This window comes from Thermomonas fusca DSM 15424 (assembly GCF_000423885.1).
Taxonomy (GTDB): domain Bacteria; phylum Pseudomonadota; class Gammaproteobacteria; order Xanthomonadales; family Xanthomonadaceae; genus Thermomonas; species Thermomonas fusca.
Genome location: NZ_AUIV01000007.1, coordinates 1 through 14,991, shown reverse-complemented (window position 1 = coordinate 14,991; position 14,991 = coordinate 1). Strand labels below are relative to the sequence as shown.

The following is a 14,991-nucleotide window of genomic DNA, read 5'->3' as shown; positions in this document are numbered from 1 at the left end:
ATGTACGACGGTTTGACGACTTCAACCTTCCCCTCGCGTCGTACCTCTCCGCAGGAAGAGGCCTGGGAAAAATTGCTGCTGAACATCGTGGAGGCCGTCTCGGTCCCCGCGTCGGAATACCAACGGATCGAGAACCACTACCAGGCGATCAGCGAGATTCTCGTCGATCCCGACGATCCGGCATTGGCCGACGGCTATGTCTTCCCGCAGGGTTCGTTTCTGACACGCACGGTCGTCCGCGCCTTGGGCAACGGCGAGATCGATGTCGACGCGATCTTGCTGCTGCGCGAAACGGCACTGACACCGTGCGAATTGCTCGAGGCCCTGTATACCGAGCTCGAGGCCCGTGCCCGTACCCAAGGTGGCGTCGAACGCCGCAACCGTTGCGTCACCGTGCATTACGCCGACGCGAGCTTGCCCGCGCATCTCGACGTCACGCCCGCCATTGCAAGCGATGGCAATGAAGATGACGAAGGCTGGGGTCCGCTGGAAGTGCCCGACTACAAGCAGGCGGACTGGCATCCGACCAACCCGCGGGATTTTGCGGACTGGTTCAATGACATCAGTGAGACGTCCATTGCTCTGAACCAGGACTCGGTCACCTTCGCCGAAGCTACGAAGCGGGCGGATGCCGAAGACTTGCCCAGCCACGCAGCCATCAATGCCTTCGACCCGTTGCGGGCGACGGTCAAGCTGATGAAGCGGCATCGCGATGCTTTTCGCGAACGGCATGGCGCAGATGCCCCGGTGCCGATTTCGGTCGTGATCACCACGCTGGCCGCCAAGGCTTACATGGAAGTCGCTGCGCTCTCGCAGCAACAGCCGATGACGGCGCTGCAGGCCATTCGCGAGATAATCGCGCGCATGCCGAATCAGTTCGATCAGGACGCTCGCACCGGGCAGTCTTGGGTACTGTGCAACCCGCGCCGGCCAGCCGAAAACTTTGCCGAGAAGTGGAATCGCGATCCTGCGTACGCCGCCATGTTTGCGAAGTGGCATGGCGAGCTTGCCAATGCCGTGGGCCTTGGGTTTGTGGAGTTCAGCGAGGAGCGGGACTTCGAGGAGGCGGTGTTGACGGCCTTCGGTCCTGAAGCACGCAAGCGCGCACGCACCTTCCTACTCGAAGAAGCCGGCCTGGGTCACCCATTGCCAGGATTGAACGACACCACGGCCGATCGCTTGCGCAAGGCAGGCGCCGTAAGCACGACGTTCCGCGGCCTGGCCCCTGCAGAACCCCGGGAGGCCGCGCAGCCGAAGTCATTGGGCCGCCTTGGCTGAAGGTGCGAACATCGCCACGCGCCTTCCGCACGAACAGGCGGAGGCGCAACTGCAGCGGCACTTCGGGCATACCGGCGTGCTCGCGCCCCTCCCCTGCGCCACTATCGACAGGGTCGTGCGGGGTGCGCGCCATGGCTGGTGTTTGCCATTGCCGATCGACTATCTCGGCCAATCACGCGAGCTGTGGCTCATCCTGCCACCGGGGTTTCCCGCCGACCCGGTCCGGGCGTTCATCCATCCGGCGGCGTTCTTGCACTGGCCGCATGCCGAATCCGACGGGCATTTGTGCCTGTGGCCGGATGCGCTATCCCCCGTGGCGTACACACCCGAGGCGCAGATGGATCGTTGCCTCGAACGTATTCAGGACATCCTCAACCTGGTTGGAGACGAAGCCGATCCCAAGCAACGCGAAGCCGAGTTTGCTCACGAATGGTTGAGCTACTGGGCGCAGGCCGCGACGGGTTCGTACCGCGCCGCATCGGAGGCATTGCTAGTGACGCCACCGCCCGCGGAGACGACGGCATTGGCGACGTGCCTGGTGCCGAGCCGTGACAAGCAACAGGCCAAGTTGCTCGTCGGTGCAGATCATTCCGCGCTGCGCGCGTGGCGGGAGGCGCTCGGCAAGCCTAAGGCAGACATCGCCGACGCAGGGGCGCTTTTCGTTGCCCTGGCACGGCCTCCGATTGGAGCGCCCAAGACGCTGGAGCAAGTGCGCGAACTGCTGAGCGAGTCACCGTCAGCGTTGGAGAGCATCGAACATTACCTGCAGCGACCGGAGCCCGCGCCGTTCTGGGTGGTGATGGCCGTGCGCGATGCCGATCCGCAAATGGTGGCGGCGCTGGAACTTGCGCCCAATCCTCCCGCTGGAGTTCGCACACCGCATCAGCGTGATCAAAAACGACGACTGCGTGAGTGGCATAAGGTGGCGGCGCATGCTTGGCGCGTCCGCGTCCAGTCCATCGAACGCGCTGATCCTGCGTGGGTCCATGGTCGGGGGTTCGATGCCGAGGCGATCGCACTGCGTGGCAAACGCGTGACCTTGATCGGATGTGGCTCCTTGGGTGGACTGGTCGCACAAGCCTTGGCCCATGCGGGTATCGGCCATTTGACGTTGGTCGATCCTGAAATTCTGGAGGCAGCCAACTTGGGGCGGCATGTCCTCGACGCGACGGTTCTGGGTCAGGCAAAAGCCCCGGCGTTGGCGTCCCGCCTACGTGCGCAATTGCCGCATCTGGACGTGCATGCCATTCCGCATCGTGTGCAGGATGCCACGACGATGACGGCCTTGGAAAAGGCTGACCTGGTGATTTGCACGGCCGCGGATTGGCCCGCAGAACGCTTCCTGATGGAGGCAATGGCGCGGCGCGAAATTCCGTTGCTCTTGAGCTGGGCGGAACCGCATGCTTTGGCAGGCCATTCTGCAGTCGATACGACCGGTGGACGCCAGCTCGAACCCCTGTTCGATCGTGACGGTTTGGCCATCCGGCGGAAGACTGCCTGGCCTGAAACCGAATGGGCGTTGCCCGGTTGCTCGGCGAGTCACCAGCCCGGCACCTTCAACCGACTGCAACATGTCGCGGGCCTGGTCGTGGAACACGCCATCGATGTGTTGCTACAAGCCGCCTCGCCCGACGAGCATCGCATGTGGTTGGGCGACTCGGGAACGCTGACCCGTCTCGGCGGCCACTGGATCGATCCACCGCCTTCCCATACACGCGCAAGCGTCATCGCGCTGCCCCTCCCCCATGCATCCTGAACGCTGGCATTACCGAGAACCGAAGAGCGGCCTCACGGTGTCCATTGCGCCACCGGTGCTGCGCCTGTTCGAAAGCTCGCGCCAACGATTGTGGCAGCGAGAACGAGGAGGCGTCTTGTTTGCCGAATCGATCGGGACCAGCGGTTGGCTTGAAATCGTCGATGCGACCATCCCGCATGCGGACGACCGCAGCGGATGGAATTGGCTCAAGCTGAACCATCAACGGTGTCTCGACGAGATCTCGGATCGCTACACGCGCGGCCTGCATTTCGTGGGTTACTGGCACACACATCCGGAACGCACCCCAAAGCCCTCGGCCCGCGACATCACCGTTCTGCAACGCAATCTGCACGAAGGGGGCGTCCCGTTGCAGAAATTGATTGCGGTGATCGTCGGAACCGACCGTGCCGCGACGGGCTTGTGTGTGGCCACCATCTCCAAGGCCAACCCCGCTCCATCGATTTTTGTTCCTCTGTCCATGCAGACCGGAGACGTTCTTGAACCTGCCCAGGATTGAATCGCTGACCTTTCAGATCAGCAGTGACCCACACACCCGGTACGAGCATCCCGAGCAAATGGCATTCGCCAATGCGTTGGGACAATTCCAGACCGGCGACGGAATGCTCGTGTGGTGGCCTGACGAAGACTTTTTCGATATCGAGGAGGCGAAGCGTGCAGTCGCTTCGTTCCTGAGCGACTGGGAAGTGCATGCTGCCATCCAAGGCATGCCGGAAGCATTGCGATTTCGCTTCGATCACACAGAGTTCGAACCGCTTATCTCGCGCGGTCCTGGTGAGACCGTGGTTCTCGCCGCCGCCGCAGCCTTCGCAGTATCGGCGGTGGCAAGCGCGATCGTGATCCGCAAAAGGTATCCTGCGCCTCCTCTCGATTTCCATGCGACCACGGAAGTAGAAACAGCATTTCGGCGCTGGCGTGCCTACCTCGAAGGCCGCGAACCTCTCCTCTCCATGGCGTACTTCGTATTTACCGTGCTCGTTCCTGAAAACGGCCGCAGTCGACAGGAGGCTTCAGCTCTGTTTGCGATCGAAGAAACCGTCCTGCGTACGCTCAGTGGACTCTCCAGCGTTCGCAGCGGATTGGATGCCAGAAAGTTCACGGCATCCAATCCCGTTCCGCTGTCAGATCACGAACGCGCGTGGCTGGAAGATGCAGTTCGTCGTCTGATCTACCGCTTGGGCGAACACGCCGGCGGGGCCGCGCTCACGCTCATCCAAATGGACGACTTGCCGCAGCCTCCGCCGGTCGTTGGCCCCAAGAAATGACGTCGATTACTTGGCGATTTCTATTCGGGTAATCGTGGCTTCCATGCCTTTCGATTGGAACTCGAAATGCACCTTCTGCCCAGCCTTGACCGATGCCAGTTGCTCGGGGCTTGCCTTGAATGCCATGGTCATCGCGGGCCACTTCAGTACGTCGACGGGTCCGTGTGCGATGGTTATCTTGCCGGCGGACTCGTCCATCGATTCGACCGTGCCTTCGGCTTTTGCGACGGTCGCGGCCTGGGTGGGCTGCTCGCTCGCGGCCTTGGCTTGATGCTCCGCTTCGGACATCTTCATGTCCTGCGCGGCCTGAGTCGGCTGCTGGGGAGGCATCGTTCCGGCGGGAGACGTCGCCGCTTCAGTGACAGACGCGGTATCGGAGTTGTTGGGGGCCTGTGAGCAGGCAGCGAGCAAAGCGACAAATAGAACGAGTGCGAGCTTCATGATGGTTCTCCTGTGTGGTGGAGTGTTGACGAGCGGTTGAGGGAGCGTCTGCGCAGCAGGCGATACGCCGCGGGGATCACGATCATCGACAACAGCGGCGCCGTGACCATACCGCCGATCATCGGTGCGGCAATGCGCTGCATGACTTCCGAGCCGGCACCACTGCCGATGAACAAAGGCAGCAGGCCGGCGAGGATAACGGCGACGGTCATGGCCTTGGGGCGCACGCGTTGTACGGCGCCTTCGCGGATCGCCGCGTCGAGTTCGACGGTACCAGCGTGCGGGTTGTCACGCAGCTGACGTTCCCACTCATGGCGCAGGTACAGCAGCATGATCACGCCGAATTCGGCGGCGACGCCGGCCAATGCGATGAAGCCGATCATCGTCGCGATCGACACTGCGTGCCCGAGCCCCCAGATCAGCCACAACCCGCCGACCAAAGCCAGCGGCAGGCTGAGCATGATGATCGCGGCCTCGGCCGCATTTCTAAACACCAGATAGATCAGCAAAAAGATGATCGCCAGCGCAGCAGGCACCACCCACTTCAGGCGATCCAGTGCCCGCTCGAGGTATTCATATTGGCCAGACCAGGTGATCGCGTAGCCGGGCGGCAGCTTCACCTGCTGGCCCACAACACGTTGCAGGTCGGCAACGACGGAACCGAGATCGCGTCCGGCGACATCGACAAACACATAGCCGACCAGGCGTCCGTTCTCGCTCTTGAGCATCGGCGGACCCGGGCTTAGCGAAATATCGGCAACCTGGCTCAAGCTGAGTTGCGCACCGCCGTGTGCAATCAACGGCAGCTGTGCCAGTGCGGCGAGCGAGTCACGTTGTTCGCGCGGATACCGCAGCACGATCGGATAGCGCTCGCGACCTTCGATGGTCTCGCCGATCGGTTCACCGCCGATCACTGTTCCGATCAAACGCTGCAACTCGGCTTGATTGAAACCGTAACGTGCCGCGATCTCGGGTCGAATCTTGACGTCGACATAGCGCCCGCCGGTGATGCGCTCTGACAGTGCCGAACTCACGCCAGGCACCGTCTTCGCCACGCGTTCGACTTCGTCGCTGAGCTGCTCGATCACAGCGGTGTCCGGCCCCAACACCTTGATGCCGACCGGGCTCTTGATGCCTGTGGCCAACATGTCGATGCGGTTGCGGATCGGCGGTACCCACAGGTTAGTGAGGCCCGGCACTTTCACTGCAGCATCAAGCTCGGCACGCAGCTTTTCCGGCGTCATGCCCGGCCGCCACTGGTCGCGTGGCTTGAACGTCACGGTGGTTTCGAACATCTCCATCGGCGCGGGATCGGTCGCGGAGTCCGCGCGCCCGGCCTTGCCGAACACGTGTTCGACCTCGGGCACGGTCTTGATCATCCGATCGCTGAGCTGCAGCAACTGCCCCGCTTTTCCGGACGACAAACCCGGCAAGGCGGTCGGCATATACAGCAACGTGCCTTCATCCAGCGGCGGCATGAATTCGCTGCCGATGCGCGCATACGGAATCACGGTCAGCAGCAGCAACACGCCGCCGAGGCCAAGCGTCAGACGCGGATGCCGCAACACCCAGTCCAGCACCGGGCGGTAGCCGGCGATCAGCACGCGGTTGAGCGGATTCGCTGATTCGGGGCGGATATGGCCACGAATCAGATAACCCATCAGCACCGGAATCAGCGTCACCGAGAGTCCGGCAGCGGCCGCCATCGCATACGTCTTGGTATAGGCCAGTGGCGAGAACAGACGGCCTTCCTGTGCCTGCAACGCGAACACCGGGATGAACGATAGCGTGATCACCAGCAGGCTCGCGAATAACGCCGGCCCGACTTCGGCGGCGGAATCGCCCATCAGTTGCCAGCGCGCCTCGCCCTCGGCGTCGCGGCCGTGCGTGTCGCGGTAATGCTCCAGGTGCTTGTGCGCGTTCTCGATCATCACCACCGCCGCATCGACCATCGCGCCGATGGCGATGGCGATGCCGCCCAACGACAGCAGGTTAGCGGTGATGCCCTGGTAGTGCATCACGATGAAGGCAGTGAGTACGCCCAGCGGCAGCGTGATCACCGCCACGAGCGCCGATCGCAGGTGCCACAGAAACAGTGCACACACCAAGGCGACCACCAGAAATTCCTCGCCGAGCTTGCCGGTGAGGTTGTGCACGGCCCGCTTGATCAGGTCGGAGCGGTCGTAGACCGGCACGATCTCCACGCCTTTGGGCAGACTGGCCTGCAGCTTCTTCAGCCGTGCCTTGACCTCATCGATGGTCGCCAGCGCATCCTTGCCGGTGCGCAGCACGATGACGCCCCCGGCCACTTCGCCTTGGCCATCGAGTTCGGCGATACCGCGGCGGAAGGTCGGGCCGCGTTGCACGACGGCAACGTCGCCCAGCAATACCGGTACGCCGCCGCTGGTAGTGATCGGCACGCGTTCGAAATCTTCCTGCGAATGCAGATAACCCTCGCTGCGCACCATCAGCTCCGCTTCGCCCTGTTCGATCACCGAGCCACCAGTGGCGCCGTTCGCGGCTTGCACTGCATCGATGACTTGCGCCACGGTAATTCCACGCGCCGCCAGCGCCTGCGGATCGGGCACGATCTGCCACGCACGCACCATGCCGCCGACACTCGCGACCTCGGCCACGTTCGGCACGGTCTTGAGCTCGTAACGCAGGAACCAGTCCTGCAACGCACGCAGCTGGCCGAGGTCGTGGCCGCCGGTCCGATCTACCAGCGCGTATTCGTAGATCCAGCCCAGCCCGGTCGCGTCGGGGCCGAGCGCGGGGTTCACGCCTTGCGGCAGGCGGTCACGGACCTGGCTCAGGTACTCGAGCACGCGCGAGCGTGCCCAATAGAGATCGGTGTTGTCGTCGAACAGGATGTAGACGAAGGAATCGCCGAAGAACGAATACCCGCGCACCGCACGTACGCCCGGCACCGACAGCATCGTCGTAGTCAACGGATACGTGACCTGATCTTCAATGATACGCGGCGTCTGTCCGGACCACTCGGTGCGGATGATCACCTGCGTGTCGGACAGGTCCGGCAATGCATCGAGCGGTGTACGCAGCACCGACCAGATACCCCACATGGCCAACAGCACCGCCGCCAGCAACACCAACCCGCGGTTGGCGATAGAGGCGCGAATCAGGCGGGCGATCATGGCCGCCGCTCCTGGGGCGGCACGCCGTCGTCCATGGGCATGCCTTGCATCGCGTCCGTGTCGCCTGTTGCCTCATCCGCGTACTTCGGCACCAGCTGCATGTCCATGAAGGGCGACTTGCCCGGTTTGTCGAAGTGCTTGTTGGGCACCATCGGGTCGTACCAGTACAGGACCTTGCGTTCGCTGGGCGTGGGCTTCGCAACCGGCGATGGCTGCTTCGCCGGCTCGTCCATGTTCGGCAGGGACGAAGGCTGCAGAGCCGCCGGTGCTTCCAGCCGTTGCAACAGACCCGAGAGGCTGGCTTCCGAATCGATCAGGAACTGCCCCGACGTCACGATGCGCTCGCCGCCCTTGAGGCCCGCGAGCACTTCAGTGCGACCACCGCTGCTGCGCCCGGTGCGGACACGTACCGGTTGGAAGCTGCCATCCGTATCGACCACGATCACACGACTGTCGGTGCCGGTGGCGATCAGCGCTTCGGTCGGCACCAATGGCAGCACAGCGCCTTCCCCTTCCTGCAGCGTCAGCTCGGCGAACATGCCTGGCACCAACTGACCGCCTTCGTTGCGCAATACGATGCGGGCGCGTTGCGTGAGGCTGGCCGAATCGATCTGCGGCAGCAACACCTCGACTTCGCCGTCGAAGATTTTTCCGGGCACGGCCGTGACGGTGGCCTGCACCTTCGTACCGGGACCGACGCCGGCACTGCCCGCCTGCGGTATCGCCGCTTCCAGCCACAATGTATCAGTGCCGTTGACGCGGAACAGTGGCGTGCCAGGCATCACCGCCTGGCCTTCACGCACCAGTACTTCGCTGACCACGCCGGATTGCGGCGAAGACAATACGACACCGCCATCGCGACTGCCGCCCGCCGGCACACCGAGTATGCGCAAGCGTTGTTGCGCAGCGCCCTGCAGGCTGCGTGCCGCGCCCGATTGCGCCTGCGCCAGCGCCTGCGCCTCGGCGATCGCGCTACTCCATTCCGGCGCCAGCACGGTCGCCAGCGCTTGACCCCGGCGCACCGGCTCGAACGGTGCCTTGATGAAGACGCGCGAGACGATCGCATTGACCGGCGTGCTGACAACTGACTCTCGGCGCAGGTCCCAGGTCAGCGTCGCGGGCACGCGCAATTGCATGGCGAGACTCCCCACTACCACCACAGCCGTGCGGATGCCGACGCTTTGTTGCAGGGCGGGATCGATGCGAACGCCGCCCGCTGCTACCGCGTCGGCGTATTTCGGCACCAGTTGCATGTCCATGAAGGGCGACTTGCCGGGCTTGTCGAAGTGCTGGTCGGGGACCATCGGGTCGTACCAGTAGAGGACCTGACGCTCGATGTTTGTTGCGCCTCGGCCGGGCGCGTTCTGTGCAGTCGACGAGTCACTGGAGAGCAGTCGCGTCTGGCCCCACCAGTAGCCCCCACCAACACCGATCGCCAACAGGCCGAGGGCGGCTGCGATCTCTGTCATACGGGTCGTGATGCGATTCATGGCTGTGCCTCCTGGTTGGGCAGCAGATAGGCCAGCGCCACCCAGGCGCGGCCGAGTTCGGCGAGGTGTTCGGCGTGCGCGAGGTGCACGTCAAGCTCGTCACGGCGTGCATCCAGCCACGGGCGCAACGGTGCACCCGCGCGATACGCTGCCAAGGTGATGGCATTGCGATCGCGTGCCAGTGGCAAGAGTGAGTCTTCGTGCAGCGCCACTTGCCGCTTGAAGCCCTGCCATTGGGCGATACCGGCGCGAATACGCGCCATCTGCTGGCGCCGCACGCCTTCGCGCATTGCCAAAGCGGCTTGGTAATGGGCTTCCCGCGCCGCAATGCCGCGGTCCTGACGGTTGCGCTGGAACAGCGGCAGGCCGATGCCGAACTCAAGCATGACCATGTCGCTGCGCGGCATCCCACCGGGGGTAGGGGCGCGCTGGCCATAGGACGCGGTGACGTTCCAGTCCGAACGACGCTCGGCACGGGCCGCGTCAATTTCAGCGGCCGCGGTTTCCACTTGCGCGCTCGCAGCGAGCAGAGGTGCCAATCGGTCCAGCGCAGCGAGTAACTGCGGTTCGGGCACTGGCAAGGAGGTGAAGTTCGGGGCCTCGGCCGGCACGCGCTCGACGTCCTCGCCGAGCCAGCGGGCCAGTTCTGCCTGCGCGGCCTGCGATTGCGCGCGCAAGCCTTCGAGGCGGTTGTCCAGTTCGATCACCGCCACCTGTGCAGCTAGCGCATCGGCCACCGGCTCGGTGCCACCGGCCACGCGCGCCTTCGCCAGTCGCGCGGCGAGTTGGGCCTGCTCGTGCAGCGAGGTCAGCGCCGCCAATTCCCGTTGGGCCGCCCACAGATCGATCCAGGCATTCGCCGCGGCCTGTCGCAAGTTGACCTGTTCGGCCTGCGCTTGTGCCACGGCCTCATCGGCCCGGCGCTGCGACACGGTTCGCTGCGCTGCGCGCTTGGCTCGCGCCGGAAACTCCTGGCGCAGGCCGATCTTCTTCATGGTCATGTCATCGACGCGCGTGTTGAACGCATCCATGCCGGTGACCGGCAGGTTGTCGATGCCGACCATCAGCATCGGATCGGGCAAGGCACCGGCACGATGGGTTTCCTGCTGTGCGGCTTCGACTTGCGCGCGGCGTGCGTCGAGCAGCGGGGCACGCTCAACGGCGCGCTGAACGGCTTCGGCCAATGAGATCTCGGCGGGTGCGGCCAGCACCAACCCGGGCATCGCTGAGATGGCGACCAATAGACACAGCACCGGCACGCGGTAACGCTCGCGCGTGGGCAACGCCAAGGAGACGGGAAGACATAGAACCTCCGAATCAACAAACACAAGCACATAGCGCATTGGCGCCAGCGCGAGATTGCGTCGTCGATTCGGGGGCTAGATCAGAAGACTACAGAAACGCAGTCGAGGCGGTGGATCCGATCGGGCGATCGGAATCTCCGTTTGTAATGCGACCTGAGTCACCGGTGTCGCCAAGACGGGGGCAAAGGCCAGCGGCGGCAATATCAACGCCGGCACGGATAACTGAACGTGGTCTGCGGCGGTCGTCAGATCCGGGACACAGTGCTTCTCGCACAGGGCTGGATTGTCCTGATCCGGTTGCATGCCCATCTCGGCGCAGTGCTCGACCATCGCGGCCTTCTCCGGCGGCATCTGCTCCAATGGGCAGATATACGCCGCCAAGGCGACCTGCTGGAACAGCAGGCACAAGACCACCACAAGGGCGATACGTAAGCGGTGGCGGGCTCTGTGGATCATGAGGGAGATCCTACTCCAGTCGGACAGCCGCTCCAAAATAATGGTCTGTCAGGCAGCCCGACCGAGTCTTCATTTCCCGAGGTCCTTGGCACCAGACCGCAACAAACGCAAGCCGTTGAAGATCACCAGCAGGCTAGCTCCCATATCGGCAAAGATCGCCATCCACATGGTGGCGCTTCCGAAGATGGCAAGCACCAGGAACACGGATTTGACGCCAAGCGCCAGCACGATGTTCTGCAACAGAACGGTCCGAGTACGCCGCGACAGCCGGATTGTTTCGGGAATGCGTCGCAGATCGTCATTCATGATGACGACGTCGGCCGCTTCCATGGCAGTGTCGGTCCCCGCGCCTCCCATGGCGAAACCCATGTCTGACCGCGCCAGCGCGGGCGCATCGTTGATGCCGTCTCCGGTCATCGCAGTTAGGCCGTAGCGCTTCTGCATTTCCTCGATGGCGGTCAGCTTATCCTCGGGAAGCAGATCGCCCCGGGCGTCATCAATGCCGGCCTGGCGCGCGATGCTCTTGGCGGTGGACGTGTTGTCGCCGGTCAGCATCACCGACGACACACCCAGCGCATGCAGTTCAGTGAGCGCCTCGCGCGAACTGTCCTTGATCGTGTCGGCCACGGCGAAGATCGCCAAGACCCGGGTTTCCGACGCCAGCAGCGTGACAGAACGTCCCTCCGCTTCATGCACCGCGAGCCGCGCCTCGATATCCGGGCTGCACTGATTGCGCTCTTCGATCAGCCGATGGTTGCCTAAGACGAGTGTCTGACCATCGACCGTGGCGCGGACGCCACGTCCGGGCAACGCGGTGAATTCCTGCACATCGCCCTCGCCCTTGGCCAATCCCTGAGCGATGGCCTTGGACACGGGATGATCCGATTGCCCGGCGAGAACGGCTGCCCAACGCAGGACCGATTCCTCAGACACTTCTTTCGCCAATGTCTCGGTCGCGACTAGTTTGGGTTTGCCTTCGGTGATCGTGCCGGTCTTGTCGAGCGCGATCGCCTTGAGCTTGTGGGCACCCTCCAGATAGATACCGCCCTTGATGAGGATGCCGCGCCGCGCTGCAGCGGCGAGACCGCTGACCACGGTCACGGGTGTCGCGATCACCAATGCGCACGGACACGCGATCACAAGCAGCACCAGCGCCTTGTACAACGACTGCGACCATGTCCAGTCCATCAGCCACGGCGTGAGCAGGGCCACCGCGACAGCCAGGGCAAAGATCGCCGGTGTATAGATCGCGGCGAACCGGTCGACAAACTGCTGCGTAGGGGCACGGCTACCCTGCGCTTTTTCGACTGCATCGATGATGCGCGCCAGGGTTGTATTGTTGGCGGCTGCGGTAACCCGCATCTCGATCATGCCGGTGTCGTTGATCGTCCCGGCGAACACGGGGTCGCCCGGTGCCTTGTCGACGGGAATGCTTTCTCCGGTGACGGGTGCCTGATTGATCGCGGTGTTGCCCGCGGTGATGACGCCGTCCAACGGTACACGTGCGCCCGGCTTGACCCGGACGATCGTTTCCAGAGCAACCTCGGTCGCGGCGATTTCCTTCCAGTCGCCCCCGGCCTCACGTACCTCCGCGGTGTCGGGGGCGAGATCGAGCAAGCTCTTGATGGCGTTGCGTGCGCGATCAAGTGCCCGGCCCTCGATTAGTTCGGCAATCGCGTAAAGCGCCATTACCATGGCCGCCTCGGGCCATTGACCAATCAGGAATGCCCCGGTAACCGCCACTGCCATCAATGCATTGATGTTGAACTGTCCGCGACGCAGCGCGGCCAGGCCTTTCTTGTACGTCGAGAGGCCGGCCAGACCGATGGCGGCGGCGGCCAACGCCATGCCCAGGACTTTGAACGCCAACGTTTCCGGGGCGAAAAAGGCGAGCAATTCCGCAGCGATGGCAAGCGCCAAGCCAAATCCTAGACGCCACAGTCCTCGGGAGACAGGTGCAATTGCGCCCGGAGCTGGGCCATCGTTTGCAACCGGTTGGGGATCGAACCCGGCTTTACGGATCGCCAGCAACGCCTCGGGTATCAACGCTTCCGGGGCGTCGATGGTGACGATGCGTGCGCCCAACTGAAAAGTAAGCCCGCGCACCCCGGCCACAGGCGCCAGAGCGCGGCGAATTTCGCTTTCCTCCGCAGCGCAATCCATGGTGTCGATGCGGAACGCCGTCCCCTTGCCTGCCGCCGCCGCCGTTTGAGCTGGTGCCGGTGGCGGACCAGAATCACAACAATGGTCTTTGTCCGTGTGCGCACCGGTGGCGCCCGCATCGTCAACTTCACTTGTACTCACAAACTTCTCCGAAAACTATTCTGTTGAACGTTGATGCACTTGAGCGGCATGTAAAAATAATTAGCTCGCAGCTCCAAACATCGGCGAACCCGACGGCTATTCAAGCTGTGATTCCCAAGGCGGGCCGTTCACGCATGTGTGGGACCTTCAACCGCCGAGGCTGCGTCTACCTGCAACGTGGCGTGTTCGATATCGAATGCTGCTGTCAGCGCCGTAGCCAACGACTGCCGCACCACGTCGGGCGGTTGAGTTTCGTCGGCCAGGATGATGTGCGCAGTCAACACGGGTTCCTTGGATCCAAGCGCCCAGACGTGCAGGTCGTGAACCTTTGCAACACCTGGGTGCGCCAGCATCATGTCGCGCACTTTGTCGAGATCCATCCCCGCCGGCACGCTCTGCATGAGCACGCCGCCTGCAGCACGCAGCAGCGTCCAGGTGCGGGGCAGTACCCAGAGGCCTATCAGGACCGCAATGATCGGGTCGGCCAAGGTCCACCCGGTCAGCATGATGATGATTGCGCCACCAATCACGCCGACCGAGCCAAGCATGTCAGCCCAGACCTCAAGGTACGCACCCTTGACGTTCAAGCTGTCGCCGCTGCCTGCCTTCAGCAAACGCATGGAGATCAGGTTCACCACCAGGCCGAGCGCCGCTATTACCAGCATTCCAGTAGATGAAACCTCGGGAGGCTGCCGGAATCGTCCGACAGCCTCCCAAAGGATGTAACCCGCCACGAGGAACAGCATCCCTCCGTTCACCAGAGCGCCGATGGCTTCCATGCGCGCAAAGCCATACGTGCGCTTGGCATCCGGTGGCTTGCGACTCATGCGCACAGCGAACAACGAGATGGCCAGTGCGATGACATCCGTCCCCATGTGCGCCGCATCCGACAACAAGGCCAGACTGTTGGTGATCAAGCCGCCGATGACTTCGGCGATGAGGAAGACGCTAGTGAGCCCGAAGGCCCACCACAACGGCTTCTCGTACTTGATCTCGCTGACGTGCTCGTGGCCTTCCGCCATTTCAGGACTCCTGCCTGACACCACCGATGGCGATGGCCTGCTCGACATTGCTGATATAGACCCACCCTGCTTCGATCTGCCCGGTGCGTCCGACGCGCTGGAAAACCTCCAAGGCGCGCGTCACTTCATCGTCCTCGCAGAACAATTCCATTGGCGCTGTTCGCGTTGATTGTGGACATGGAGGTCATGTCATCGCCAACCTGAGCAATGACGCGGGTCCTGCGCCGACTTGGGCATTCCGCTCCAGTGCCCGGAACCACCCCAGGTAGTTCGGCAGATAGGACGTCGCCACGCCCCGGAATCGGGCCATCCAGCCCTTCAGTCGGCTGTGGTGCGCATTGACATTCTGGACATGCCACGCACCTCGCTTGCGCTCGCCGCGCAAGGTGTTCAGGGCGTGGTGCTCAATTCCCAGATCCCTTGCCGCACTTGCCAACATGGCGCTGCCGTCGGTGCACAGCACCGCATCCGACGCGATGGCGGTCGGCAGGACGGCCAGCAA

13 protein-coding genes are annotated in these 14,991 nt (G+C 63.3%); 4 read left to right on the top strand and 9 right to left on the bottom strand.

The features are described 5' to 3' along the window. The 4 genes from G582_RS17075 to G582_RS0103490 are packed head-to-tail and all read left to right on the top strand — an operon-like array spanning position 1 to position 4,317. Positions 1-1,278 (top strand): nucleotidyltransferase domain-containing protein, encoded by a 1,278-nt coding sequence (locus tag G582_RS17075; RefSeq protein ID WP_156880237.1) that lies wholly within the window; start codon positions 1-3, stop codon positions 1,276-1,278. After that, positions 1,271-3,034 carry a ThiF family adenylyltransferase gene (locus tag G582_RS0103495; protein WP_028838648.1) on the top strand — a complete coding sequence of 588 codons (1,764 nt, stop codon included), beginning with the start codon at positions 1,271-1,273 and terminating at the stop codon, positions 3,032-3,034. Before G582_RS17075 ends, G582_RS0103495 begins: the two co-directional genes overlap by 8 nt. Next, positions 3,024-3,551, top strand: a complete 528-nt coding sequence (locus G582_RS17070; RefSeq protein ID WP_083960925.1) for a Mov34/MPN/PAD-1 family protein — start codon at positions 3,024-3,026, stop codon at positions 3,549-3,551. The genes G582_RS0103495 and G582_RS17070 overlap by 11 nt, the downstream gene beginning before the upstream one ends. Further along, positions 3,532-4,317, top strand: a complete 786-nt coding sequence (locus G582_RS0103490) for a hypothetical protein (protein ID WP_028838647.1) — start codon at positions 3,532-3,534, stop codon at positions 4,315-4,317. Before G582_RS17070 ends, G582_RS0103490 begins: the two co-directional genes overlap by 20 nt. Before the next feature lie 6 nt (positions 4,318-4,323). On the opposite strand, the gene G582_RS18405 is transcribed toward G582_RS0103490, so the two are convergent. From G582_RS18405 to G582_RS15300, 9 genes are all read right to left on the bottom strand, one after another. Next, a complete protein-coding gene (locus G582_RS18405; RefSeq protein ID WP_248642674.1) occupies positions 4,324-4,758 on the bottom strand; it encodes a copper-binding protein in 435 nt (144 codons plus the stop codon). Further along, positions 4,755-7,913 (bottom strand): efflux RND transporter permease subunit, encoded by a 3,159-nt coding sequence (locus G582_RS0103480; protein ID WP_028838645.1) that lies wholly within the window; start codon positions 7,911-7,913, stop codon positions 4,755-4,757. The genes G582_RS18405 and G582_RS0103480 overlap by 4 nt, the downstream gene beginning before the upstream one ends. After that, the gene (locus G582_RS18395; RefSeq protein WP_051246597.1) at positions 7,910-9,403 is read right to left on the bottom strand and encodes an efflux RND transporter periplasmic adaptor subunit; all 1,494 of its coding nucleotides are present in this window, start codon (positions 9,401-9,403) and stop codon (positions 7,910-7,912) included. Before G582_RS18395 ends, G582_RS0103480 begins: the two co-directional genes overlap by 4 nt. Continuing rightward, entirely contained in the window at positions 9,400-10,746 is a 1,347-nt protein-coding gene (locus tag G582_RS0103470; RefSeq protein WP_248642672.1) for a TolC family protein, read from the bottom strand. Before G582_RS0103470 ends, G582_RS18395 begins: the two co-directional genes overlap by 4 nt. A gap of 36 nt (positions 10,747-10,782) precedes the next feature. After that, a complete protein-coding gene (locus G582_RS0103465; RefSeq protein WP_038052765.1) occupies positions 10,783-11,163 on the bottom strand; it encodes a hypothetical protein in 381 nt (126 codons plus the stop codon). A gap of 69 nt (positions 11,164-11,232) precedes the next feature. Then, a complete protein-coding gene (locus tag G582_RS15305) occupies positions 11,233-13,467 on the bottom strand; it encodes a heavy metal translocating P-type ATPase (RefSeq protein WP_211219287.1) in 2,235 nt (744 codons plus the stop codon). Positions 13,468-13,595: 128 nt separating this feature from the next. Next, positions 13,596-14,489 (bottom strand): cation diffusion facilitator family transporter, encoded by an 894-nt coding sequence (locus G582_RS0103455; RefSeq protein ID WP_028838642.1) that lies wholly within the window; start codon positions 14,487-14,489, stop codon positions 13,596-13,598. A gap of 1 nt (position 14,490) precedes the next feature. Continuing rightward, the gene (locus G582_RS18155) at positions 14,491-14,640 is read right to left on the bottom strand and encodes a P-II family nitrogen regulator (protein ID WP_211219286.1); all 150 of its coding nucleotides are present in this window, start codon (positions 14,638-14,640) and stop codon (positions 14,491-14,493) included. Positions 14,641-14,673: 33 nt separating this feature from the next. Then, positions 14,674-14,991: IS1595 family transposase (locus tag G582_RS15300; protein WP_169380544.1), on the bottom strand; the 318-nt coding region annotated here is incomplete at its 5' end.

Excerpts from the sequence above, each read along its gene's own strand:
- G582_RS17075 (WP_156880237.1), top strand. The coding sequence starts at position 1 with ATGTACGACGGTTTGACGACTTCAACCTTCCCCTCGCGTCGTACCTCT.
- G582_RS17070 (WP_083960925.1), top strand. The coding sequence starts at position 3,024 with ATGCATCCTGAACGCTGGCATTACCGAGAACCGAAGAGCGGCCTCACG.
- G582_RS18405 (WP_248642674.1), bottom strand. The coding sequence starts at position 4,758 with ATGAAGCTCGCACTCGTTCTATTTGTCGCTTTGCTCGCTGCCTGCTCA.
- G582_RS0103480 (WP_028838645.1), bottom strand. The coding sequence starts at position 7,913 with ATGATCGCCCGCCTGATTCGCGCCTCTATCGCCAACCGCGGGTTGGTG.
- G582_RS18395 (WP_051246597.1), bottom strand. The coding sequence starts at position 9,403 with ATGAATCGCATCACGACCCGTATGACAGAGATCGCAGCCGCCCTCGGC.
- G582_RS0103470 (WP_248642672.1), bottom strand. The coding sequence starts at position 10,746 with ATGCGCTATGTGCTTGTGTTTGTTGATTCGGAGGTTCTATGTCTTCCC.
- G582_RS0103465 (WP_038052765.1), bottom strand. The coding sequence starts at position 11,163 with ATGATCCACAGAGCCCGCCACCGCTTACGTATCGCCCTTGTGGTGGTC.
- G582_RS0103455 (WP_028838642.1), bottom strand. The coding sequence starts at position 14,489 with ATGGCGGAAGGCCACGAGCACGTCAGCGAGATCAAGTACGAGAAGCCG.
- G582_RS18155 (WP_211219286.1), bottom strand. The coding sequence starts at position 14,640 with ATGGAATTGTTCTGCGAGGACGATGAAGTGACGCGCGCCTTGGAGGTT.